Here is a 24,324-nt window from a genome sequence, read left to right on the forward strand (position 1 = left end):
AACTTTATTTATTGGCTTGTTCAACAAACTTAAAGAAGTTACTCATTACTCCATCCAATTGTTCAATATAATTTGGATTGACTAAGTCGCCAGTTTCTTTATCAAAGTTATTTGCGGCACCACCAATTAAAATTTCATTGCCAGGCAAAACATTAGCACTCATATCTGGTGAAAGTAAAATTTCACGAGCATCTTCTTGTGCACGACTTGCACCTTGAATACCATAAGAAGTACCAACAACCGCTGCTGGCTTCATTTTCATAACATTAGGACCAGCATGTGAACCAAGCCACTCTAAAGCACTTTTAAGTGAAGCTGGAATTGCGTGGTCGTATTCTGGAGTAGTTAAAATAATACCATCTGCCATTTTAACATCTTCAATCCATGACTTAGTAGCTTCATCTGGTTCATCAGTGCGGCAAAAAGGCTTTATATCATCAATTTCTCTAACAATGATTTCTGCTTTATCGCCATAACGCTTAGCAATATATTTTGCCAAAAAGCGATTATATGAAAATGGTGCATTTGTACCAACAATAGCTAATAATTTCATATTTTATCCCTTTCTACTTAGTAAGTTGTGCGTACCAGACATCAACCTCATCAAAGAAATGACCTAAAAACTTAATGGTACCTTCATCGACTAAGTTTCCTTCTTCATCAAATTGCTTAGGTGCATTGCCCATCATAAATTCATCACCATTGAATACATGAGCGCTGAAGCCAGGAGCTGCCAAAATATTCTTTAAATGAGTTTGTGAACGACTACCACCTTGAGGCATTGGTGAAGTTGAAACAATCACTACTGGCTTTCCATGAAATGGATGAACTGAGCTAGATAACCATTCAAGTGCGCTCTTCAAGCTACTTGCAACTGAGTGCTGTTGTTCAGGAGAAGCAATCAAGATAAGATCTGAATCTTCAACTTGCTTTCCAAGTTCCAATACATTAGCTGGTGCATCAACACCTTCTTTATACATTGGTAATCCTTTTACAGTAGCTAATTCAAATTCGTATCTGTCTTCAAAATGCTTAATAATATACTTAAGAAGTGCTTCATTATATGAGCCTTCGGCGTTTGAACCTGATAATGCGAGGATTTTCACTAAAAAAACCACCTTTCGAAAACTAATTCCTATTATTTATTATAACTTAACTAAACAAAAAAGCACTCCCTAAATAGGAAGCGCTTTTTCTTAGACTGAAAGCACAGTGATTCAGATTGACTTAGGCTAATTGATCCTTAAGTGATGCATCTTCGCCAGAAGCAAACATTGGGTTTTCTTGAGTTTCGCTGAGACGATCGTTAAGCATTGCATCGTGAATCTGTGCATTAAGTACGTTAACAATTTGGTTTTGGTTGAAAGTAGCAATCTTATTAACTACTAAAGCAGCCATACCAGTAGTAGAAATCCAGTTAGCAATTACAATATCACGAACTCTTTCGTCATCGTAATTTGTATTGCTGTATTGTTCTTTGAACTTTTCAGTTCCAAGTTCCATCAAAGTATCAGAAATAACTTTGCTACCAAACTTACCGTCTACAAACATTGCACGGAATAAGTTTACATGCTTTTCTGCAAAATCAATGTATGATAAGTCTAAGTCAATTAAAGCATCGCCTGTAAACTTTTGTTGCAAAGTCTTAGTCTTCAAATCATTTGAAATTCTTGCAAGTACTTGTTCACGCAAGTCATTCATGTTGCTAAATTCAAGATACAAAGGTTGGGTTGAAAAGTGTCCAGTCTTTGCAATGCTACGAGCAGTTAAACCTTCAATACCATCTTTAACTGCCATCTTATAAGCAACATCTAAAATTTTATCTCTACTAATTTCTTTCTTTCTTGCCATTTTAAACACCTCAATCAGAATTACTCAGCTGTGCTTTTCAGTTACAGTCGTTATTTTTCTCTTCACAACTATAATAACGCTATAAAATAACAAATGCAAGTGTTAAATGACAAATGTTTTTTATTTTTACAATCTAGAAAATAGTGATGTACTCGTACCACCAGTAAATTGGTCATAGTTGGAGTTAACCATTTCAATAACTTCCTGCTTATCCAGCCCTTGAGATGCACAATATGCAAATAGCGCTGCAGACAATATGTAACCGCGTTCACGTGAATCAGATAAATTATCTGAAAACTTCATGTTTATTGCCTGGTTCTTATAATCAGTCTCTAATTCAATTGACTTATTTTCAATTTCTTCAGCCATAATAGTACCTCTATTTTTTCAAAAAATATTTTTCAAGTTATAATAATTATAATTCAATTTAGCAGAAAGTGTGAAAATCTATGGAAACAAAAGTTGGTCGTTCATCATGTACTTCAATCTTAATCGGTAAAAAAGCTTCCATTTCTGGCAGCGTAATGATTGGACGCAATGAAGATGCTAAAACTGCATGGCCTAAGCATTTAGCTTTTAATAAACATGAGACTATTTCAAATAATCATTTTAAGTCAAAAGATAACAAATTTGAAATGGATCTCCCAAATGAAAAACTTGCTTATTCTTCAACTCCTGAATGGACAGATAAATATGGAGTATTTGAAGAAGATGGAATTAACGAATATCATGTTGCAATGAGCGCAACTGAAAGTGCATATGCAAACGACCGAGTTCAAGCAGCAGACCCATTTGATACTGAAAAGGGCATTCTTGAAGAAGCCATGGTAAGTGTAGTTTTGCCTTATATTAAAACGGCTCGCGATGGTGTAGCACGTTTAGGCGATATTGTAGAAAAACACGGAGCTGCAGAAGCTGATGGAATATTATTTGCAGACCCTGATGAAGCTTGGTACATGGAAATTGGTTCAGGTCATCATTGGGTAGCTGAGCGCATTCCTGATGATTCATATGCCGTAGTTGCAAATCAACTAGCAATTCAGGAAATTGACTTTAACAGTGATAACTTTATGTATTCTAAAGGTATTCGTGATTTTGTTTATAATAACAAATTATGGCCTGAAAATAGACCTTTTAATTTCCGTGAAATTTTTGGCACTCACGATGATAGTGACTTGCATTATAACACTCCACGTGTCTGGGTAGGACAAAGGCTACTAACTCCTACAATAGAACAAAAACCTCAAAGTTTTGACTTACCGTTTACTCAAAAACCAGACAAACCATTATCAGCACAAGATGCCCAAGCTGTTTTAAGTAATCATTATCAAAATACACCCTATGATTTAACAAATAAAAAGAATAAAGACAATGCTACTTTCCGTCCTATTTCAGTAGCTACTACACAAGAGTCTCATTTACTTGAATTAAACGGCGAAAATATGATTCACTGGCTTGCAATGGGAGTAGCTTCTCAAAGTGTTTATATTCCATTTTATCCACAAGGTACAAAAGTTCCTACAATGTATAAATATGGAAAAGAAACTTACAGCCAAAATTCAGCTTATTGGGTATTTAAACTTACTAGTACCTTAGTTGATCGTGATTGGAGTAAGTATGGAACTGACTTAGCCAATGCACAAAGTGAAGCTAATCAAAAAGTTAACAGAATCCGTTATGAATTTGACCAAAAATTAGCTAAAGAAACTGACGACAAGCAAAGAATCAATTTAGTTAATGAAGCAAATAATAAAATGGCAAAAACTGCATTAGATATTTTCCGTGAATTAAATGCTAAATTAATTACAAAACAAACTGCAGATTCACCATTACGTTTTCAAATGGATCCTAATTTATAACAAAAAACAAATAACCTACTTCATAATTGAAATAGGTTATTTTTTATATACTCATAACAGTATTATTTCTTCTTACTCATCTTACCATCCATCATTTCATAAATATGATCAGCATATTTTTCAAGACGAGGATCGTGAGTAACAAGGATTATTGCTTTATCACGTTCTTTAGCTAATTTTTTAAATAATTTTCCAACTTCTTCTACGTTCTTAGTATCAAGAGATGCAGTTGGTTCATCTGCCAAGAGAATATCAGGATTGGCATATAAAGCTCTAGCAATCGCAACACGTTGCTGCTGACCACCAGATAATTCATTAGGATATTTTTTAACTAGTTTTTCTATACCTAAATCTTTTAATAATTTATCTAAATCTTCTTTAGACAAATTATTTTGCTTTTTAACTTTATCAACTAAAACAAATTGTTCATGAACATCCAAAAATGGTACTAAGTTATAAGCTTGTAATACAAAGCCAATCTTATTTAATCGTAAATTATTGCTTTGCTTAGCTGAAAACTTTGTAATATCTTTACCATCAATTAAAACTATACCTGAAGTAGGTTTTTGAAGTGAGCCAGCAATTGTTAAAAATGTACTCTTTCCAGCTCCACTTGGGCCCATGATTAAGACCACTTCACCTTTATTAGCCTGAAAGTCAACATCTTTTAATGCTTCAACTCGTGCAATTCCTTTTCCATAAAACTTGTTCACATCTTTTAATTCAATTACTGCCATAATTACTCACCAATCGCTTTCGCAGGATCTACTTTAAGAATTGATCTTACTGGAATCAAACTACCAATTATTCCCATCAAAAGCATTCCAATACTTCCAGCTAACATAATTGCAGGGGTAAATTTCATTGGAACACTTGCTGGTAATAACAATGCTGTAATCCACATCATAATAAGGGCAATAACTACACCAACTACAACTAAAATAATTGATTGACTTACTGTAGCCCCAACAAGGGTCTTAGATGGGATTCCTTGAGCACGCATTACTGCAAAATTGTGCATCTTTTGCATTGTCAAAATATATAAGAACACTGCAATAATAATTAATGAAATAACAAATAAGAATCCAATCATTAATTCAAAAGTCATATTTTGAGCAGTATAGCCTGGTAATTTGTTAATAAATGTTGCAATATTATAAGTTTTAGCATTTTTATGATTAAATTTATAATTTGCATTTTGAGAAATAATCGCCGAAACTTTTACATTATTCATCCCCTGACGAAGAGATTTCCAAGTAGCTAAATTTCCATAAACAATAGGAGCAATATTGATTTTTGCATTCTTAACAAAACCAACAATTTTATATTTCTTATCAGAATCATTAAGTTTAATTTTATCGCCTAGTTTATATCCTTTAATTTTAAAAGCTTCATCAACAGTTACTTCATTACCATTTTTTGCCTTTCTACCAGAAATTAGATTTTGATTTTTATAAATAAACTGTGATTTTTCAATTCCTAAAAATTGTGCCGATACTGATGCCTCATCTTTTGCCTTTACTACTACTGGAGTTTGTCCAATATAGGCTTCATCTTTACCCAGCTTAACACCTTTTAAATCATCTGCAGTTAAGATTGACTGAGACATACTAATATTTGCATTTTTATTTAGAACTACTTTTTTAGCATCCCAAGCATTGATTGCTTGCGTATTTTCATCAGCTAAACCAATTGCTAAAGATGACAGCATAAAAATCAAATAGCTTATTAGGAAAATCATCAAAATAATTAATCCATAGCGCAACTTTTCACGCTGGATTTCTTTAAATGCTAAAAACATTACTTTTTTGCCCCCTTATCTAATAAATAAAGTGCTTCTTTATAACGTTTTAAATTTTTTTCCTTATTATCAGGATCAGCAAATACTGCAGTAATTACTTCATGACTTAATACCATTGCACTCCACATTTCTGGAGACATATGGAGCAATTGCTCTGAATTAATTCGCATACTATTAGGAAGAGCTGCCTCATTTTGAAGCATATGCAATTTCATCATTGGTTCATACTTGCTGTGCTGAGTTTCATCAATAAACTTTAATACCCTTTCATAGAAAAAGTCTGGATCAAATTTATCCCCAGGACTCATATTGATATGAATATCTTGAATTGCAATTCGATAAAGGTACATATAAGCATCAGTCAAGTCATCAAAATATTTATAAAAAGCGCCTCTAGCAATATCAGCATCCTTGACAATCCTTGCTACTTGACTATCAGTTAAAGCGTGATGGCTGAACTCATTCAAGAGAGCTGCAGTCACGCGCTTTTTTTTAACTTCTGGTAAACGTGTAAAAGTTGCTTTAACCATAATATTATCCTCTTTCCCTTTGGTGACATTTTGTCATTATCTACAGCATTATAATAAGAAGAAAATGACACAATGTCAATAGAAAAGTATTAAAAAAGGCGATTTTTTCGCCTTACATTAAAATCCGATTGTAATATACTAAACGATTAATTCCTTCTCGAATAGAAAATTCTGCTAAACCGCAATTTTCCATAGTTTGAAAAGCATCAATATTTCCATTTGCAATCAAATGTGCAGCCATCATTCTAATTAAAGTTCCGTGAGCTACTACTAATACTTTTTTATCTGGATATTTTTTAATCATTTCATCTAAAAAACTAGCACATCTTGCTTCAAGCTCACTCATTCTTTCGCCATGAGGAGCATACTTAACATAATTGCCATTAGCTTTTCCCCAAGGGTCAATGGCATCAGGATACTTTTCTGCCATTTCAGTTAATAATGCACCGTCCCATTCACCATAATCAAACTCAAGCAAACGCTTATCTAAAATAATGTCTTTTTTACCTTTAGTAAAAATTCTTGCAGTTTCAAAAGCTCTTTTCATAGGACTTGCGTAAACTACATCAAATTGACTTTCATCAAAATTTTCAGAGGATTCTTGGGCCAGTTTTCTCCCTACACTGTTTAGTTCAGCATCAATATTTGATCCTTGAATCCTACCTGTTTTATTTACATCTGTTTGACCATGTCTAATGAATACAATTTCCATATTATCATCCTCACTTTAAAAATATCTTACTATTTTATACGAATTCTTTCCATTTTCTTAACTTGTTTCACTTTGAAAAGGATTAAAATATAAATATACAGTGTATTTAAGGAGAAAATTTATGTCTCGTGTAACAATTCAAAGAGACGGTCTAACTTTAGTTGGAGACCGCGAAGAACCATTTGGTGAAATTTATGATATGGCAATTCTCATGCATGGTTTTACTGCTAATCGAAATACTGATTTATTAAAACAGATTGCTGATAATCTGCGTGATGAAAATGTCGCAAGTGTCCGTTTTGACTTTAATGGTCATGGCGAAAGCGATGGTAAATTTGAAGACATGACTGTTCCAAATGAAATCGCTGATGCAAAAGCAGTTCTAGATTATGTAAGAACTGATCCACATGTTAGAAACATTTTCTTAGTAGGACACTCTCAAGGCGGCGTAGTTGCTTCAATGCTGGCTGGACTATATCCTGATATTGTTAAAAAGGTTGTCTTAATGGCGCCTGCTGCTTCATTAAAAGATGATGCTTTAAAAGGGAATACTCAGGGAGCAATCTATGATCCTTATCATGTACCCAACAAAATCCCTTTAATTGGAGAAAAGTCTGGTCTAAAGCTTGGTGGAATGTATATTAGAACAGCTCAAGTCTTACCTATCTATGAAGTAGCAGGTCGCTTTACTGGACCTGTATCAATAATTGATGGTACAAATGATCAAGTAGTTGATCCAAAATATTCTAAAAAATATAATGATGTTTATTCAAATAGTGAACTTCATATGATTGAAGATGCAGATCATCGCTTTAGTGGAGAATATAAAGGAATCGCTGCAAAACTAGCTAGTGATTTTCTAAAGCCACTATTTTAACGGCGCTTAAAGTCAAAATTTGTACGGAAAATATAATTAGTTTCCGTACTATTTTCTTTATCAAAAATAAATTCAAAATCATGAAAATCCTGCAATTCTGTAGGATTTTTTATTTGGTTTTCACAAATATATCGTGCCATTTCTCCTCGCGCCATTTTTGCATGAGTTCCAATCGTCTTCCATTTTCCATTGCGTTCTTCTAAAAAATCAATATCAATCATTTTTCGTTGTGAATCCGTATAAGGACGTATTGCACGAGAATATTCTTTAGAAGCTAAATTAATTACTATATCATTATCTTTATATAATTCTTTTGCAATTAAATCGCCCCAATAATGATACAAACTATAATCACGAAAACCTGTCATTTTAGCATTCATCTCTAATCGGTATGGCGTTACTCCATCAAAAGGACGCAAAATCCCATAGAATCCTGACAAAATTTTAAGATGGTCTTTGGCATAATCTAATCCTTTTTGAGAAAATATATCAGCTGCCATATATTGATACTGTATTCCATGATAAGCAACTAAAGCCGGAGTTAAATTATGATCTAAATCCATCACCTCAAGCTGCTTTAAACCCTCTTTAGTAATACGGTCACTAGATTTCCATAATTTTTGTAATTCATCTTGAGAGCGTGACTTTAAATATTTTTCCAAAATTCGGCTTTTATCTAAAAACTTCGGCATTGTCTCAACATTAAAAGAATCTCTATCAACAAGCATTTTCTTAGCTGGGGAAATAATAATCTGCATTTTTTTGGCATCGCCTTTCTAATAAGTTACAATTAATAAGTATTAATTGAGAGGAGAAAAAATATGAATCCTGATTTTGCAATCGTCTTAAATTTTAACCTAAATAATGCTAAAAATGTTGACTTTGACTCACTTGTAAAAAAGGCGCGTGATATTGGTGTACGTGCTATTAGTGCAAGTAATGATTTTCAAGAAGCTTGTGACAAATACACCATTAAGTTAATAGATGAACAAAATGGTGAAAATTTAACTACAGACAACGTCATCAATGCAATTGTAGAAAATCGTAAAAATGGCGATAAAACTGTTATTAATATCAATTTAGAAGATGGAAAAATTTCTGCTTCTGACGAAGAAATGCTTGAAAAAATCAATTCTTGGATGCACATGTTTGGACATGCGTTTAATGAGGGAATTCCAAGTGAATTAAGCGTTGATAAAGATGGCTTTATTTTAGAAAATCGTCATGCAAATTATCAAAAGTATATCTTCTTAAAGAGTCCTATCCCTGAAAAAATTGCAGTTAAAGGATTAAATGAAGAACCAAATCGAGTTGAATGGATTGAAAATCGTGTAGATTTAAAATTCAATTATACTGATGAAAAGTTAGAAATTGAACTTGTAAAACCTGATGATGAATTTGACTGGGAAGTAATTCGCATTCAAGCACACCGTCCAGAAGATGATATTTTAGAAACTAAATTTTAATAAAAGCTGATACACCACTAAAAAAAGTGGATGTAGCAGCTTTTATTTTTCATTCTCAAATTTAACTGTCAAAGCATATCCTAGAGCAAGCAAAGTGACTAGTACAATAATTGAAATAATCTCATTAACATAAGCACTAACTTCTAGCCATAGCTCAAAAGCAAAAAGCTCGTTAATTATGAATTGAATTGCAAAAATTATTTTAGACTTCCAATCATTTTTCATTTTCTAACTTTGACCCTTCATCAAAAAACTTTCTAAAACGATGAGCTTCTTTATCTAATGTTATCTCATCATTAACTTGTGATAATTTATACCCAACAAAATATGGTGGAGCATTAAAGCGTGTAATAAATTTTGCACAATAACCGTCTTGCTCACGTGGATAAAAGAAAAGATTATAAGAATCACATCTGCCATCATACATAACATTAAGCATATATTTAGCACCACTTCTAATCCAATCCGCCCATAAATCAAGATTGTTTTTATTCAAAGTATTAATATTAAGTTCAGTGTAGCCTTGAACTGGATGTTGAGCAATATTTACTTCTACATTTCCATTATTAAATAAAGTTTCACCTTCAAAATTATTTGGATGAATATACTTATAACCATTCTCATGCTCTAGTCCCACAATCTGCATATGCGGATGAATCAAGGACCCACCAGAATTGGGACCATAATTCTTGTACCAAACTACTGATTGGAATTTTTTGCTACTATTCATCTTTTCAAAAACATGAAGTGCAAACTTAATAACTTTTCGATTATGTTCAATTGAATACGTTGAAATATCTCCATGATGATTACTTGATTCAATTAATACAGTTTGAAGAGTATCACGCAAAGTGGGAAATTTGTTTTTTAGCCAAATAATTTCACCATCTTGTTCATAAATATCAGTTAAATTATCAATATCGCAAAATGGACATATCTTTTTGTGCTTACTTTTTCGATAAGATTGTGGCTTACCTTTGGCCTGCTCCATTTGAAAGACAATTGGATCATTATTCATTATCAATATCCCCTTATAATTTCATTTTGTACTTTTTATTATAGTAGAAAAAGACTAAAATATTCTTATAAAAGCTAATGCCTTTACCAAAAAGCAATTAGCTGATAAACTGTTAAGCAAACGCATATTCTCAATTAGTGGGTGTTAAACATAATGGATTCTAGAAAAAACTTAAGACAGAAAAACAAGCGCAATAATCTTTATTTGGTTATTGGTGCACTAGTATTAGTGGTAGCTATTGCTGCTGGATTTATGATTCATAGTGAACATGTCAAAGGAGAAGCGAAGGCACGCACATTTGCGACTACACACTTCAATCCTAATGTAAAAATCTATGGTATAGATGTTGGCAATCTAACTGTTGCAAAAGCAACCGAAAAAATCAACAAAAAAGCTACCAATGTCATTCATCTAAAAGATGATAAAGTAGTAGCAGAACGTGATCCTGAAATTACCACGATCAGTAAAGAACAAGTTCAAAAGTACTTTGATCAACAGCATACTGATATGCCAACTAACAAGAAGTACAATTATACTTCCAAAGAATACGATCAAGCTAAAGAAAAGCTTACAAAAGTTCATAACGCAAGTGTAACTTATAAGATTGATGGTAAAGAATATAACTTAAAGGCTAAGGATTTAATTACCGAAGCCAACTATAAAAATGGTAAGTATCAATTCATTGATGTGAAGAATTTAACTAAGAAACTTAACGATATTAACAAAGAAGTTTCCACTCTTCATAAGAGTTACAAAGTTCAAGTTCCATCTGGCAATAGTGTAAAAGGTAAAACCATCACTGTTAAAAATGAAAGCTATGGCTGGGGAGTTTACGTTAAAAAGGCCCAAGCAGCTGTTGAACAAGCATTTATGAATGGTGATAAGACTTTAGATGGTAGTAAGTACCTCTATGGAGATGGCTTTAGTACATATGAACATGGCTATGGCAAGAGCAACCATGGTCTTGGTGAAAACTATGCCGTTGTTTCTATTAAGAACCAAGAATTATGGGTTGTTAGAAAAGGCAAAGTTGCAGTTCACTTAAACGATGTCGTAACTGGAACTAACAGTGGCGATAATAAAACACCTGTTGGTGTTTGGTACGTAATGTACAAAGAGTCACCAAGTACATTGCGCGGGTTTAATGATGATGGCTCAAGATATTCATCCCCAGTTCAATACTGGATGCCATTTACACTTAGTGGATGTGGCTTCCATGATGCAAGCTGGAGAACTAACTGGTCTAAGTCAGCATATCTTTCTGGAGGCTCCCATGGATGTGTAAATATTCGTCCAAGCGAAATCCACAGCGTATGGAGCAATGTAATCAAGGATGAACCAGTTGTAATTTATTAATAAGAAATTATAAATCCCTCTCCCAGAGCAATCAACTCTGGGAAGGGATTTTTGTATAAAGAAGTCAAATTCATCCTTATTATTCCCTTTGTATTGTAAAATAAAGATGAATTACCATTATATTTTTAGAAAGGATTTATAACAAATGAATAAAAGAAATACACTAATAATTGCACCATTTATATTTATTATTTTTTCAATCTTTTTATTAATTTTTCTAAAAACGCCTGCTATAGCATCAACTAATAATACACCAATTACTTTTAATCATAATTCTTATATTTATAATAAAAACGGAAAAAGAATTATGAAAAATAAAAAGTATTTAAAAAACGAATCCACTATAGCTAAAGGTAGAATTGTAAAACTTAGTAAAAATAAAAAATACTATACACTTTATTATTCTTCTGGAAAAATTACTAAACTTTGGCTCCCATATACTATAATAAATAAACATGCGTATTATAATATCAAGGATAACGAATATATAAAAGTAGCTAATGTAAAAAGTATTAATAACCAAGAATTAATCGCCACTTCAGGAAAAATAATTATTAAAAAAGATACCTATTTTTACGATATAAACGGTAATAAAACAAAAGAAAGAGTAGCGAAAAACACAATTCTTAAAGTTAATGGCTTATTTAATTTAAAACCAAACTGGCCACAAGGAAGAAACTTTTATCGTGTCTACGGAACTAATCATTACTTACTAATATATGATGTAATTCAACCACGTACTCCTCTTCTTCTTCAATCTAAGGAAAGTATTTAGAAATTAACTCATGAAAACAAATCGTTATTTTTGAATCTTTATTTAATTGCATTATAATAAAAGTAGAGATAAAAACTTAGATTTATAATCAAAGAAGGTAATTCAAATGGAAATTACATTAAAAGCTAAGTTAAATACTCCCTTTGCACGAGTAGTTCAAAAAGCAAATATAGGTTCAAAATATACTTATGCCTTACAAATGTATAAAAATGATACCTATGTAAGTCGAACATATAATGCAACTTATAATGGTCAAACATTAAACTTCCCATCTCCAGGATTAAAAATGATTGGTCGCACTACTCAAGATATAAATAATAATACTCATAAAGATGCCGCTGGTGGTCACACTCAAACTTGGGAATACGCAGGAGGAAAAAATCAAAATAACTTTAATGGAGGATGGTTTATCGGAACTAAATCCAATGACAAAAAATGGACTATTCAAATAGGTAGATTAACATATCCTGGTACTTATAGTAAAAATACTCAAATATCTCGTATCTCAAACTTAGTAGAGATTACTAACGGTAATTGGAGTGGACAACATATCTACAGAGTAGAAGCCGCTGTGTCCCCAAGTTACCACTATCTAATGATAGCCACAGTTTGGACAAATAATTCTGGCCATTTTGCTTTATATGATCTTGCTAAAGTTAATAACGCATTAAATAATAACGGTTCTAGCAATGTCACTATCAGTGATTTATCTCCATATAAAGTAGCTCCTTATATTGACATTGATAATTTTGTAGGGCGCATTAATTCTATTCAAGGTTATGATATTGATGACAGTAAAAATATTTATATTTCTAGTCAATATTCTCCAGATAAACCTAACGCATCTGAAAGAAAATTAGTAAAATTTAATTGGCAAAACTTCAATAATTGGGAAATACATAACCTTACTAAAGATAGTCGATTAGATACTAATTTTGTTGGATATCCTACTGAGCTTGAAGGTATCCAAGTAATAGGAAACAACGATTTATATTTGACCGTTGCATATCATAGTAAAGACGGTAACAGTACCATTGGAAATCAAATATTTAGAATTACATGGTAAGTAGTTTTAATCCCTCTCCCAGAGCAATCAACTCTGGGAGAGGATTTTTTATATAAAGAATTATTATCTCACTATTTAACTAATTAAGCTTTAAGAATACCCATATATGGGATTTTTTTGCAAAAAAATAATGGCCAAGTTTGACCATTATTTTTATTATTTAATTTACTCCAGCCATAAGTGAGTGAATCTTTTTAGCAAAGAATAGCATCACAATACCAAAGATTACACTAACAATACCAACAATCAAGAAGTAAGGTACTTCTGTAGCACTTGAGTAGTATTTAACAATTTGTGCGTTTACAGCTTGTCCTGCAGCGTCTGCCAAGAACCACATACTCATCATCTGTGACTTAAATGCTTTTGGTGCAAGCTTAGTTGTTACAGAAAGTCCAATTGGTGAAATAAGCATTTCTGCAATTTCAACAATAAACCATGAACCAACAAGCCAGAATGGACTAACACGGTCACTAGTACCAAACAACCAACCTGGAATTGCCATCCACATATAGGAAAGTCCAGCAAATACCAACCCTGCCGCAAACTTAGTAGGTGCACTTGGTTGTTTTTTCCAATTTTCCCAAAGCCATACAAAGAATGGTGTCAAAATCATGATGAAAACAGGGTTTAAAGTTTGGAAGTTAGCAGCTGCAAAGTGCCAGTTTCCAATATGAAGTACTGTACGTTGTTCAGCAAAAAGTGCTAAAACAACAGAACCAGATTCTTCAATTCCCCAGAAAATTGCTGCAGCAATAAACAAAGGTACATAAGCCCATACACGTGAGCGTTCAACCTTAGACACCTTTGGACTGCGAAGCATAATTACAAAGTAGTAAACAGGAATCGCAATTGCTAAAATGGTTAGCAAATTAATGATATTATCAATGTTCAATTGTCCCATTAATGCCATTACTACTAAAAGAGCAACTACAATTACAACACCAATAACTACTTTTTGAATAATCTTATTTAAATCTTTACGTTCAATTGGATCGTTTGGATACATTCCTGCTTCTGGCAAGTATTTTTTACCATCGAAGTAGTATTGAACAAGTCCAATAAACATACCGATTGCTGCAAGTGAGAATCCAGCATGGAAATTATAATGATTACCAAAAGCATGGAAACCAAAGCCATTAGATGCCCATGGCACTAAGATAGGAGCAATTGCAGATCCTAAATTAATACCGAAAACAAACATACTGAACCCTGCATCACGGCGACGGTCATTTTCTGAATAAAGACTACCAACCATGTCAGATACATTTGGCTTTAAAAGACCAGTACCTACAACAATTAAGGCAATTGAGCTATAAAGTGCTGCTAATCCCCATGGAAAGGCTAAAACAATATGACCAAACATGATGAGGACACCACCGAAGAAAACAGTTCTTCTAGGTCCCCATACACGGTCTGAAAGCCAGCCCCCTACAACACTAGATAAATAAACAAGTGAACCATAAATCGACATTACACTAGCTGCCGTTGTCTGGCTCATTCCAAGTCCGCCTGCACTTACTGCATAATACATGTAGAAGAGCAGAATGGCTCTCATGCCATAGTAACTAAATCTTTCCCACATTTCTGTGAAGAAGAGTGTGGAAAGACCTCTCGGTTGACCAAAGAAAGCCGTATCAATATTCTTTTTATTACTCATTAACAATTTTCCCCCTTAAATTAGGTAAGTGAGTATTAATGTTAATTATATTTGATTAGTAGGGGATTAGTCAATATATGCTGTATATGTATACTGTATATAAACAAAAATAGAAACTTATTTATACATAAGTTTCTATTTTTTTAGTTATTATTTATTTTTAGTTAATTTCAACTTCAATTGCGCCATTCACAGCATCTTTTTCTTTTTCAATCAAGTTGACCTTAGTTTCAATTACTTTAATATCCATTTTAATTTCACGAGTTAAACCTGGAGTATTAATTTTGGGTTCAAAGAACTTCTTAAATTCTTCAAGTCGCTCTGGGGTATGGAATACATAAGCAGTAACAGTAATAAATGTAGCAAATTCCATATCGCCACCAACTGTCTTTTCAAGCCAATCCCAATCTTCACGAAGCCAATTCCAAGCAGCTTGTTGACCATGAGAATTAGCAAGAACACCACGATACCAGCCACGTAAATCTTGTGGCTTAATTACATTAGCATCTTCAAAGTAGCCTACAATCTTATTAATTTCAGCAATATCTACAGAGCTAGTTGATGCAAGACGAATATCGGCTTTATATGAAGCATCAGAAGTTTTTTGGTAATCTTTAATTAGCATTGCCATTAAATTATGACCGCCAAAGTTTTTGACTTCACTAATCAAAACATAAGGACGAATATCAGCATTAATTGCCTCTAAGTTATCCTCATTTTCAACAAAAATCTTATGGGCTTCTTTAATTGATTCAGGATTGCCCGCATAAATACTTGCACTAAGTTCAAGTGGTCGAATTTGTGCATCTTCATCACTTTCGCCCTTCTTTGGAATCCAGCCAAGACGCGCAACTTGTTCTACTGAAAGGTCATCATAGAACTTCTTTAAATTCTTTTCATCCCCTGAACCAGGCTTTACAAATTCACGTAATTTTGCAGCAGTTGCATAAAGAGCAGTAATTACTAAACTAGATTTAGAATTTGCAAATTTTGCAAGAAGCGGAACAATTGTAGCATAAGAAATTTGTCCACCTTGTGCTAAAAGTCTTAAATCTTGCAAAATTTGAAGCTTAGCAATTGAATCAAGTTCATCAGTATCAGCTAAAATATCATCAAGCAAAGTCTTATCATATTCAACAATAAAATGAGAATTATTACCAACATTTAAACGAAGAGGATGACCTGCTTTATCACGCAAATCCTTATAATTACCCAAGTTAATTTCTTTATCCTTCATAATTGTTGGTGCATCAAAATTAGCATTCAAAGGAATTTGCCAAGTTCTTCCCTTATCTTCTCCATCACCAATGAAGAATTGTTTTTGACTTAAAATAAGGTCCCCGTTGTCATCAATTTTAGCTGTAACAACTGGATAGCCCGGTTGTTCAAGCCAAGAATGCATAATTTCACCAATATTCAAATCAGTTGCAGTAGACAAAGCATTCCATAAGTCGTCACCTGTGGCATTATCAAACTTATGATGATCAAAGTAGTATTTAAGTCCTTTTCTAAGAGCTTCATCGCCTAAAAGTGAACGAACCATGACAAGAAGTCTTGATCCCTTAGCATAAACAATTGCTGGATCAAACAGGGCATCAATTTCAGCCGGATCATTAACTTCAACATGAACTGACTGTACCCCATCGGTAGCATCTCTTTGAAGTGCTTGAGGAGCTTCGCTTGTTTGGAACATTTCCCAAATATGCCAATTTGGTTCTAAATGATCCACTGAAAGATATTCCATCATATTAGCAAAACTTTCATTAAGCCATAAGTTGTCCCACCACTTCATAGTTACCAAATCACCAAACCATTGGTGAGCTAATTCGTGAGTAATAACTGTTGCAACCAGCTTTTTATTTTCAAGAGTAGTATTATCTGGATCTAAAAGGAGATATGCTTCACGATAAGTGATAAGACCCCAGTTTTCCATAGCTCCTGCTGAAAAATCAGGAAGTGCCAATTGCCATGAGTGTGGTAATGGATATGGAGTTTCATAAAATTCTTCATAAAAATCAATCGCACGTTTTGCAATATCTAAAGCAAAATCAAGTTCTTTTGGTTTATGAGCTTTAGTGGCAAATACACCAACCTTGATACCATTTTTAGTTTCGGTGATTTTTGATTGAAGTTCACCAAAGGCAAAGGCTACAAGATAAGTTGACATGCGAACTGTTTCTTCAAAATGGTGGACACCATCAACGACTTCAGTTTCAGGCATGTTAGCAAGTGCGATTTCACCAGGTTTTTCATCCCACTTAAGAGATAAAGTAAAAGTAGCCTTTGCTTCAGGTTCATCAACTGAAGGGAAAGCTTGTCTAGCAAATGTAGTTTCAAATTGGGTCCCGATAATTTGCTTCTTTTCACCATTAAATTCGTAATAAGAAGGATAAATCCCCATCATTGTGTCAGTAAGTGGAGCAGTATAATCAATTGCAATAGTAGTCTTACCAGTTCTACCTAAATTGATTTTAATTGCTTCATCTTTATCACTAACTTCAAACTCTACATCTTCTCCATCAGCACGAACTGCGGAAATTGTCATGTATTTTTGATTAATAAAAACTGTGTCATCTTGTGCTTCACCAGTAATAGTTGAAGTACCGCTAATTAATTTTTTGCCCCGGTTGACATCAATAAAAAGATCATAATGTTCTGGGTGGAAAGTTTCGTAAAAACGTTTTACTGCCATTTTTTAACCTCCTATATACGGAACTATTTTTCTTAATTTTAGCAAAAAACTTTAAATGTTACATTAAAAACGCTAAAAACATAGGATTGTAAGCCTCTCGTGGTCGTTTTGTAACATTGTTGTCATATTCACCATGTAATATATAAGCATAGTCATTAAGAAATAGTTAAGTTTACGGGGAATGAAATTAAGAATAATGAATAATTTTAAATCTACTATTGTTAAATTAATCGCAGCTATCGCTTTAGCTTTCACTGCTGTTGTTGCAGTTCAAACCATTACTGCTAACAGTTCAAACACTACTGTTCAAGCTGCTACTAGAAAATTATCTAAGAAAGAAAAAGCAGCTAAGCATTGGATTGCAATGCGTGAAAGTGGCGGCAGCTACACTGCAAGAAATGGTGTTTGTTATGGTCGCTATCAATTAAACATTGGTTACTTGCATGGTGATTACTCAAAGAAGAACCAAGAAAGAACTGCTGATAACTACGTTTATGGTCGTTATGGTTCATGGGTAAATGCTAAGAGATTTTGGCTTAGTCACCACTGGTATTAATACAATTTAAATTAATTCCCAGTAATAAAAAATACAGCTTGATCAATTTGATCAGGCTGTATTTTTTTATTCAAATTTATCTTGTTTAATAAAACGATATAGTGAAATTAATAAAACAACAACTGAGCAGATAATTGCTACATAAGCCATACCTCCAACTTTAACAGCATTATTTGCCGCTTGCTGACTCATATTGTTTTCCATAGCGTAAGCAACTACCCAATGACGCATTAATACTGGAGTTAAAACAAAAGATATTGCAGAAATAATAGAAGCAATAAGTGCAGAATTGCGTGAATATGGTTCCTTAAAGAATTGCGAAAGTACACAAAAAGCTGGCGCAATCATCAAAACAAATATCCACATTACAATCCAGCGTCCAGATGGTGAACTCATCATTTGAGCACTATTGGTTGCATAACGATATGAACTCCATAATTGTCCTCCGGTGAACGTATTGAGCAAGTTTAAAAAATATGTTCCCTGTTGACCATATGCCCCACCACGATTAGATAAAAGTCCCGTAATAACTTGAAAACTATCAGTAGAACCTGCTGAAGAAAAGTCTACTGATACTACTTGTTTCATATAAGTTGCTAAAAACATCAAAATTGACCCACCAAACTGAATTGCACGAAGCATACTCAATCTTCTGGAAGCTTTCATCTTAAACTCTAAACTTAAGACTTGGTTAGGATGATGACTATTACCTATCACACTGATTCCTATGATAACTATTCCAGCTAGAATTAAAAGTCCCCACCAGAGCTTAACCATAATTAAAATAATTGCAACTACTATTACCGCTACTGCAACATATGGACGATCTGCAAAAATGTCCCAAAAGTTTAAAGTATGACGCTTATCTTCTCGAGTTGTAATATTTTGTGCAATATTTGCTGAACTCATTTGAGGTTTTTGACGACTATTTCTAAACTCTTCCCTATTAATACTTTTATTTTTAGCAAAATTAGCCTTGGAACTGCTTGTTCCTTGCGAATTTTTTGCATTTTTCATTCTATATTCGCGACGCGACATATGTGCCATAAGCTAGCACTCCCTTCTAAGAAAATATGCTAGCATAGTTTATTTGCAATAAGTTAACAATTAAGTGAAATTTAGTAATTTTTGAAATATGTTACAATAAAAGCTAAGTATTTTAAAAAAAGAAGATGAAATTGTGACTCAAGAGAAGTCAAAACTACCTACAGGTTGGCATAAAGCTTTTTATACTTTATGGCTAGGTTGCTTTATCACAGGAATGGGATATTCAATGACAATGCCATTTATTTCATTGTTTATTTCAGATTTAGGAAACTATACAAAACTTCAAATTAATCTTTATTCAGGATTGGCTTTTGCCATGACTTTTATCGCTCAAGCTATTGTTTCACCTTATTGGGGTAGCTTAGCTGACAGAAAAGGGCGAAAGTTAATGTGTATGCGAGCAAGTGGCGTAATGGCCTTAACTATTACCTTAACCGGATTTGCACCTAATGCAGTTTATATTGTTGTTATGCGTTTTATTCAGGGGTCTTTTTCCGGATATATTAATAATGCGACAGCATTAATGGCAGGAGAAACGCCTCATAATCGTAGTGGCTGGGTAATGAGTCAAATGATGACCGCTGGAACTGCTGGTAATTTAGTTGGTCCTCTTCTTGGAGGTACGCTTTCTAGTTTCTTTGGAAATATGCTTGGTGGTGCATGGGGATATCGAATTCCATTCTTTATCACTGGTGTTTTAATGTTCTTAGTATTTCTAGGAACTACATTCTTTGTTCATGAAGACTTTACTCCTATTTCTCGTGAAAAGATGAAACCAATTGGTGAAATTATGAAAAGTTTACCAAGTGTAAAACTTATTATAATTATGTTTATAACTACAATGCTTGTTCAATCTTCTACTATGTCAATTGATCCAATTGTTTCATTATACGTAAAGTCCATGATGCCTAATAGTAGAGATGTTGCATTAGTTGCTGGTATTGTTGCAGCTACTCCTGGTCTGGGAACATCGATTGCAGCTTCCAAGATTGGACATAAAATGGACGAAATAGGACCACTTAAAGTTCTCAGAATTGGACTTGTTGTTGGTTTTGTTCTATTTGTTCCAATGGCAATAACTAATTCACCATGGGTGTTGGCTGGACTTAGATTTTTGCTTGGAATTGCTAGTGCGGGAATGCTTCCAGCCGCACAAACTGTGCTAACTTTAAATACACCAAGTGAAAGTTTTGGACGTATCTTTTCATATAACCAATCATTCCAGGCTGTCGGTTCTGTTATGGGATCTCTGATGGGGTCAGCTATTTCAGGTTTTTCAAATTATGCAACTGTATTTTGGATTACTGGACTTACTTTACTCATTAATTTCATATTAATTTTAATTTTTGCTCATGGCATTTCTTATTCAAATAGATAAACAACAGAATCTACAGAAAAACTATTTCAACTAAATTTAAATAAAAACCAAAAATAAAATCGTTAATATATCTAGGCTTATGGAACCAAGACTATTAACGATTTTTGTGATTTTATACTCTTTATTTATTTTTTAAATTTAACAATTGTAATGAAGCACTAGCTATTACTATTCCAGTAAAAAGACTAATTACTCCATTCGTGTAATTTACATTAAAATTACCAATTTGAAAGGCTAATTCTCCAGATACTGTCTTTATACTATTTAAGTAAGTAGTCGGTAAATAAGGAGCAATATTTTTCAAAGGTACTATAAATGCAGTAGCCATATTAAAACCAACTAGTAATACTATTCCTATAAATAAAGTTGGTAATTGATCTTTTAATAATTTAGAAATCAATTGCATCATTACCACTATGAAACCAATACCTAAAAAACTTAATATTATTGAAGGCATAAATATATTCCTTACTGGAGTATAGTAACCCGCTGATTCGCTAGTATAAATATAAAAAGGATAGTCGATACTACCGGTTCCAAATAATATACTTGAACCTATAAATACTAATAAATTAACTAATATATAGATAAAACCTACTATGATGACTCCAGACAAAGAATTATATAAAATTTTCTTATTACTTTGCAAAGGAATTAAGGAGTCAATATCAACTTTATTTTTATAACTTGAAGTATATAATTGCGTAAGCATAAAAACTGCAATTACACTAAATATTATAGGTAAATATAGCTGATTTAAATCAGTTAAAAACATATAACCTTCACTAGGCGGATCTGTTTGATATGGTAAAGGATGCCTTTTTAAATAGGCAAATAAAGCCAAATTCTTATTCAAGTAAAACTTTTCGGTTTGTGTAGCACTTTTATCCTGAAAAGTATATTTATCTGCCTTTAATAAGTTACTATATTTAATTTTATAAACTTTTTCCCAATTTTTATTTTTTAACTCTTTTATTAGGGTATTAGTTTTTTCAAGCTCTGCCTCATTGCTAGTTAAATCTTCTTGAGCAACTTTATAACGCTCACTATTTTTAGGGAAATTTTTTAAATCAGCTTTACTTTCTTTAATATTCTTCTGTTGTAACGCTTGATTTCCATAGGCTTCACTTTCTAAGGACATTTGAGTAGCAGCGTTTTTATTTAAAATTAGTACTACAAAACTTAATACGATTAACAGTCCTACAGTAATAATTATTAAGTTATTTTTTGTTACTTTTTTTATTTGAAATTTAAGATAATTCATCAATTTTTTGTTCCTTCATTGTTAGATTTTCTAAATTCAATCTAATTAGTGGAGTAACTTCAATTTTATCAGCATAATGAGAAGTATAAATAATACATTTATGTTGCAGTTTTTGTTTTAATTGATCATAAAATTTTTGCCGACTGGATTGATCTAATCCATTGGTTATTTCATCCATTAAAAAATAATCGGCATCACTCAAAAAATACATTGCAATAATAAGTTTTTGCTTCATTCCTAAAGAATATTTTTTTATTGGAACATTCCAATATTCATCTACTCCCCACAAATGGGCTTCCTTCTTAATAGAAAGCGATGAATTCCACTGAAACTCAATCATTTGTAGATAATCTTTAGCTGTTAAATTAGGATTTAGCCACTCATTTGACTCAAAGAAAAATACTTTATTTTTCTTTTCTGCGAAAGGTTCATCATCAATTGTTACTTGACCATCATATGAGATTAAACTAGTTAATGCACGTAAAAAACTTGTCTTACCTGCACCATTTTCAGCAACTATATGATAAAAGTTTTTCTTTTCAAAAGTATAGCTAAAATTATCTAAAATTTTTTCTCTAGTCTTTAAGGTCATCTCTTTTACTGAAATCATAACTTTTCCTCTTGGTTTAATTTAAAAGGATAGAAAATTGTGATTTTCTATCCTTTTATTTTTATTAATTAATATCCACCCTTATAAAAATTAGTGTGCAGATAACGTTTATTGCTTTTGTAAAAAAACATAATACATATATTTGCACATAATGTCAATTATTTTTTATACTTTGGATTACGGGACTTACTTTACTCATCAACTTCATATTAATTTTAATTTTTGCCCATGGCATTTCTTATTCAAATATGTAAAATCAAAAACCATTTCCTAGGAAATAATTCTTTGGAAATGGTTTTATTTTTACTCAAAAATATTTGTTACGCAACTTCTTCAAACAAGCGATACATCTTGTCATTATAAGCGCACATAGTTACATCAATATCATAATTACTATTTTCTTGAATCCAACGATTAACAGTGTCAAAAGCAATCTCAGTAGCATCTTTAGCAGGATAGCCATAAGCTCCTGTGGAAATTGCTGGAAAAATAATACTGTGAAGATTTTTTTCTTTTGCTAAATTAAGAGAGTTGATATAACAAGACTTTAAAACCCTGCTATCAATTTCTCTTCCAGCATAAACAGGTCCTACTGTATGAATAATATATTTTGCTGGTAATCTGTAGCCATTAGTGATTTTTGCATCCCCGCTACGACAACCATTTAAAGTCATACATTCTTCAATAAGTTTAGGACCAGCGGCTTTGTGAATAGCTCCATCCACTCCAGCACCACCAAGAAGAGAATTATTAGCTGCATTAACAATTGCATCAGCTTTCATTTTAGTAATGTCACCTTGTACAATTTGAAACTTACTCATATTTCTTACTTCTTTCTGACACTCTTCCAGTCCTCTCTTTTATAATAACACTAACTGTAAAAAAATAGGCAAAAATAAAAAAGTTTCTCAAAAATATGAGAAACTTTTTTATTTTTATTCATCATACTATCCTTTATCAGCACCTGCTGTAATACCATTTACATAGAATTTTTGCATGAAGATAAACAAGATTGTGATTGGAATTGCAATGATAACACACCCAGCAACAAATTGTGCAAAGTATGCAGTCGCGTTACCCTTTGCGGTGTGAACCATGTTGTACAATCCATAGGCAATTGTGTAATTCTTAGCATTTCCTGAAGTGGAGAGAATAATACCTGAGAAAATGAAGTCAGTCCATGGTGCAATAAATGCAGTAAGGGCAGTATAAACAATCATCGGCTTTGAAAGTGGCAATCCAATATGTACAAATACTTGCCATTTAGTAGCACCGTCAATTTCTGCAGCTTCATCTATTGCCCGGGGAATAGTATCAAAGAATCCTTTTGCAACATAAAAGCCAAGTCCAGCACCACCAACATACACAAGGAACAAACCAAATAAGTTCAACATGTTAAGTCCCTTTAAAATGTAGTAAAGAGCAATCATTGACATGAATCCTGGGAACATTCCAAGAACTAATGCAATTTGTAAGAATGGCTTTCTAAATTTAAAACGAAGACGTGATAATACATAAGCTACTGAAATCGTCAAAAATGTTGAAACAATCATTGAAGCAATTGAAACAATCAAAGTATTAATAATCCAGTTTACAAATGGATACTGTGAATTAGTAAAGATACCAATATAATTCTGCAGTGTAAACTTATCTGGCCAAAATGTTGAAACAAATCCAGTATCATTATATGAAAAACTTGCTAAGACGATCCACACAATTGGTAATACCCAGATAATTGCCAAAGCAATTAAAAGAATATAGCGAAATATCAATGAGAGCCGTCTCTGATTTTTATAAGACTTCATAATT

General features: G+C 32.8%; 26 protein-coding genes. 8 read left to right on the plus strand and 18 right to left on the minus strand.

Going from position 1 to position 24,324, the window contains the following annotated elements:
* Positions 1-4: 4 nt before the first annotated feature.
* The 4 genes from FOD82_RS07810 to FOD82_RS07825 form a co-directional block, all read right to left on the minus strand.
* Complete coding sequence (locus tag FOD82_RS07810) at positions 5-553, minus strand: NADPH-dependent FMN reductase (protein ID WP_144355871.1); 549 nt, start codon at positions 551-553, stop codon at positions 5-7.
* Between the two features lie 13 nt (positions 554-566).
* Positions 567-1,106: an NAD(P)H-dependent oxidoreductase gene (locus FOD82_RS07815; RefSeq protein ID WP_144355872.1), complete on the minus strand. Its 540-nt coding sequence runs from the start codon at positions 1,104-1,106 to the stop codon at positions 567-569.
* Between the two features lie 121 nt (positions 1,107-1,227).
* On the minus strand, positions 1,228-1,851 hold the full coding sequence (locus FOD82_RS07820; RefSeq protein WP_144355873.1) for a TetR family transcriptional regulator: 624 nt from the start codon (positions 1,849-1,851) through the stop codon (positions 1,228-1,230).
* Between the two features lie 126 nt (positions 1,852-1,977).
* Positions 1,978-2,220, minus strand: coding sequence for a hypothetical protein (locus FOD82_RS07825; RefSeq protein ID WP_144355874.1), 243 nt, complete (start codon positions 2,218-2,220; stop codon positions 1,978-1,980).
* An 80-nt stretch (positions 2,221-2,300) separates the two neighbouring features.
* On the opposite strand from FOD82_RS07825, the gene FOD82_RS07830 reads away from it, so the two are divergent.
* Positions 2,301-3,710: a C69 family dipeptidase gene (locus FOD82_RS07830; RefSeq protein ID WP_144355875.1), complete on the plus strand. Its 1,410-nt coding sequence runs from the start codon at positions 2,301-2,303 to the stop codon at positions 3,708-3,710.
* A 62-nt stretch (positions 3,711-3,772) separates the two neighbouring features.
* On the opposite strand, the gene FOD82_RS07835 is transcribed toward FOD82_RS07830, so the two are convergent.
* The 4 genes from FOD82_RS07835 to FOD82_RS07850 all read right to left on the minus strand — a co-directional run bounded on the left by FOD82_RS07835 (position 3,773) and on the right by FOD82_RS07850 (position 6,753).
* On the minus strand, positions 3,773-4,447 hold the full coding sequence (locus FOD82_RS07835) for an ABC transporter ATP-binding protein (protein WP_144355876.1): 675 nt from the start codon (positions 4,445-4,447) through the stop codon (positions 3,773-3,775).
* Between the two features lie 2 nt (positions 4,448-4,449).
* Positions 4,450-5,511 carry an ABC transporter permease gene (locus FOD82_RS07840; RefSeq protein WP_144355877.1) on the minus strand — a complete coding sequence of 354 codons (1,062 nt, stop codon included), beginning with the start codon at positions 5,509-5,511 and terminating at the stop codon, positions 4,450-4,452.
* On the minus strand, positions 5,511-6,041 hold the full coding sequence (locus FOD82_RS07845) for a TetR/AcrR family transcriptional regulator (RefSeq protein ID WP_144355878.1): 531 nt from the start codon (positions 6,039-6,041) through the stop codon (positions 5,511-5,513). Before FOD82_RS07845 ends, FOD82_RS07840 begins: the two co-directional genes overlap by 1 nt.
* A 112-nt stretch (positions 6,042-6,153) precedes the next feature.
* On the minus strand, positions 6,154-6,753 hold the full coding sequence (locus FOD82_RS07850; RefSeq protein WP_144355879.1) for a histidine phosphatase family protein: 600 nt from the start codon (positions 6,751-6,753) through the stop codon (positions 6,154-6,156).
* A gap of 121 nt (positions 6,754-6,874) precedes the next feature.
* Between FOD82_RS07850 and FOD82_RS07855 the strand changes: the two genes are divergently transcribed.
* On the plus strand, positions 6,875-7,630 hold the full coding sequence (locus FOD82_RS07855; RefSeq protein WP_144355880.1) for an alpha/beta fold hydrolase: 756 nt from the start codon (positions 6,875-6,877) through the stop codon (positions 7,628-7,630).
* On the opposite strand, the gene yaaA is transcribed toward FOD82_RS07855, so the two are convergent.
* Positions 7,627-8,388 (minus strand): peroxide stress protein YaaA, encoded by a 762-nt coding sequence (gene yaaA / locus FOD82_RS07860; protein WP_144355881.1) that lies wholly within the window; start codon positions 8,386-8,388, stop codon positions 7,627-7,629. The two genes, FOD82_RS07855 and yaaA, sit on opposite strands and share 4 nt — an antisense overlap.
* 63 nt (positions 8,389-8,451) lie before the next feature.
* Here yaaA and FOD82_RS07865 point away from each other — a divergent pair, with 63 nt between their 5' ends.
* Entirely contained in the window at positions 8,452-9,096 is a 645-nt protein-coding gene (locus FOD82_RS07865) for a hypothetical protein (RefSeq protein WP_144355882.1), read from the plus strand.
* A gap of 42 nt (positions 9,097-9,138) precedes the next feature.
* On the opposite strand, the gene FOD82_RS07870 is transcribed toward FOD82_RS07865, so the two are convergent.
* Positions 9,139-9,321: a hypothetical protein gene (locus FOD82_RS07870; protein WP_144355883.1), complete on the minus strand. Its 183-nt coding sequence runs from the start codon at positions 9,319-9,321 to the stop codon at positions 9,139-9,141.
* A complete protein-coding gene (locus FOD82_RS07875) occupies positions 9,311-10,114 on the minus strand; it encodes a DUF4931 domain-containing protein (protein ID WP_144355884.1) in 804 nt (267 codons plus the stop codon). The genes FOD82_RS07870 and FOD82_RS07875 overlap by 11 nt, the downstream gene beginning before the upstream one ends.
* A gap of 153 nt (positions 10,115-10,267) precedes the next feature.
* Between FOD82_RS07875 and FOD82_RS07880 the strand changes: the two genes are divergently transcribed.
* From FOD82_RS07880 to FOD82_RS07890, 3 genes are all read left to right on the plus strand, one after another.
* Positions 10,268-11,470 (plus strand): L,D-transpeptidase family protein, encoded by a 1,203-nt coding sequence (locus FOD82_RS07880; RefSeq protein ID WP_144355885.1) that lies wholly within the window; start codon positions 10,268-10,270, stop codon positions 11,468-11,470.
* A gap of 145 nt (positions 11,471-11,615) precedes the next feature.
* Positions 11,616-12,245, plus strand: coding sequence for an SLAP domain-containing protein (locus FOD82_RS07885; RefSeq protein ID WP_144355886.1), 630 nt, complete (start codon positions 11,616-11,618; stop codon positions 12,243-12,245).
* Positions 12,246-12,351: 106 nt separating this feature from the next.
* Positions 12,352-13,311 (plus strand): helveticin J family class III bacteriocin, encoded by a 960-nt coding sequence (locus FOD82_RS07890; protein ID WP_144355887.1) that lies wholly within the window; start codon positions 12,352-12,354, stop codon positions 13,309-13,311.
* Positions 13,312-13,471: 160 nt separating this feature from the next.
* Here the strand turns inward: FOD82_RS07890 and FOD82_RS07895 are convergent, their stop codons facing one another.
* Positions 13,472-14,968 carry a peptide MFS transporter gene (locus tag FOD82_RS07895; protein WP_144355888.1) on the minus strand — a complete coding sequence of 499 codons (1,497 nt, stop codon included), beginning with the start codon at positions 14,966-14,968 and terminating at the stop codon, positions 13,472-13,474.
* 160 nt (positions 14,969-15,128) lie between these two features.
* A complete protein-coding gene (locus FOD82_RS07900; RefSeq protein WP_144355889.1) occupies positions 15,129-17,660 on the minus strand; it encodes a M1 family metallopeptidase in 2,532 nt (843 codons plus the stop codon).
* Positions 17,661-17,856: 196 nt separating this feature from the next.
* Here FOD82_RS07900 and FOD82_RS07905 point away from each other — a divergent pair, with 196 nt between their 5' ends.
* Complete coding sequence (locus FOD82_RS07905) at positions 17,857-18,216, plus strand: aggregation promoting factor surface protein (RefSeq protein WP_186277738.1); 360 nt, start codon at positions 17,857-17,859, stop codon at positions 18,214-18,216.
* 66 nt (positions 18,217-18,282) lie between these two features.
* Here the strand turns inward: FOD82_RS07905 and FOD82_RS07910 are convergent, their stop codons facing one another.
* Entirely contained in the window at positions 18,283-19,263 is a 981-nt protein-coding gene (locus FOD82_RS07910) for a cytochrome C5 (RefSeq protein WP_144355890.1), read from the minus strand.
* Between the two features lie 133 nt (positions 19,264-19,396).
* On the opposite strand from FOD82_RS07910, the gene FOD82_RS07915 reads away from it, so the two are divergent.
* Complete coding sequence (locus FOD82_RS07915; protein WP_144355891.1) at positions 19,397-20,641, plus strand: MFS transporter; 1,245 nt, start codon at positions 19,397-19,399, stop codon at positions 20,639-20,641.
* Between the two features lie 121 nt (positions 20,642-20,762).
* Here the strand turns inward: FOD82_RS07915 and FOD82_RS07920 are convergent, their stop codons facing one another.
* The 4 genes from FOD82_RS07920 to FOD82_RS07935 form a co-directional block, all read right to left on the minus strand.
* The gene (locus tag FOD82_RS07920; RefSeq protein WP_144355892.1) at positions 20,763-21,905 is read right to left on the minus strand and encodes a hypothetical protein; all 1,143 of its coding nucleotides are present in this window, start codon (positions 21,903-21,905) and stop codon (positions 20,763-20,765) included.
* Positions 21,892-22,515, minus strand: coding sequence for an ATP-binding cassette domain-containing protein (locus FOD82_RS07925; protein ID WP_144355893.1), 624 nt, complete (start codon positions 22,513-22,515; stop codon positions 21,892-21,894). Before FOD82_RS07925 ends, FOD82_RS07920 begins: the two co-directional genes overlap by 14 nt.
* A 320-nt stretch (positions 22,516-22,835) precedes the next feature.
* Entirely contained in the window at positions 22,836-23,336 is a 501-nt protein-coding gene (locus FOD82_RS07930) for an O-acetyl-ADP-ribose deacetylase (protein ID WP_144355894.1), read from the minus strand.
* A gap of 126 nt (positions 23,337-23,462) precedes the next feature.
* Positions 23,463-24,320: a sugar ABC transporter permease gene (locus FOD82_RS07935; RefSeq protein ID WP_144355895.1), complete on the minus strand. Its 858-nt coding sequence runs from the start codon at positions 24,318-24,320 to the stop codon at positions 23,463-23,465.
* Between the last annotated feature and the right edge of the window lie 4 nt (positions 24,321-24,324).

It is taken from the genome of Lactobacillus sp. LL6 (assembly GCF_007570935.1).
In the GTDB taxonomy this organism is placed as follows: Bacteria; Bacillota; Bacilli; order Lactobacillales; family Lactobacillaceae; genus Lactobacillus.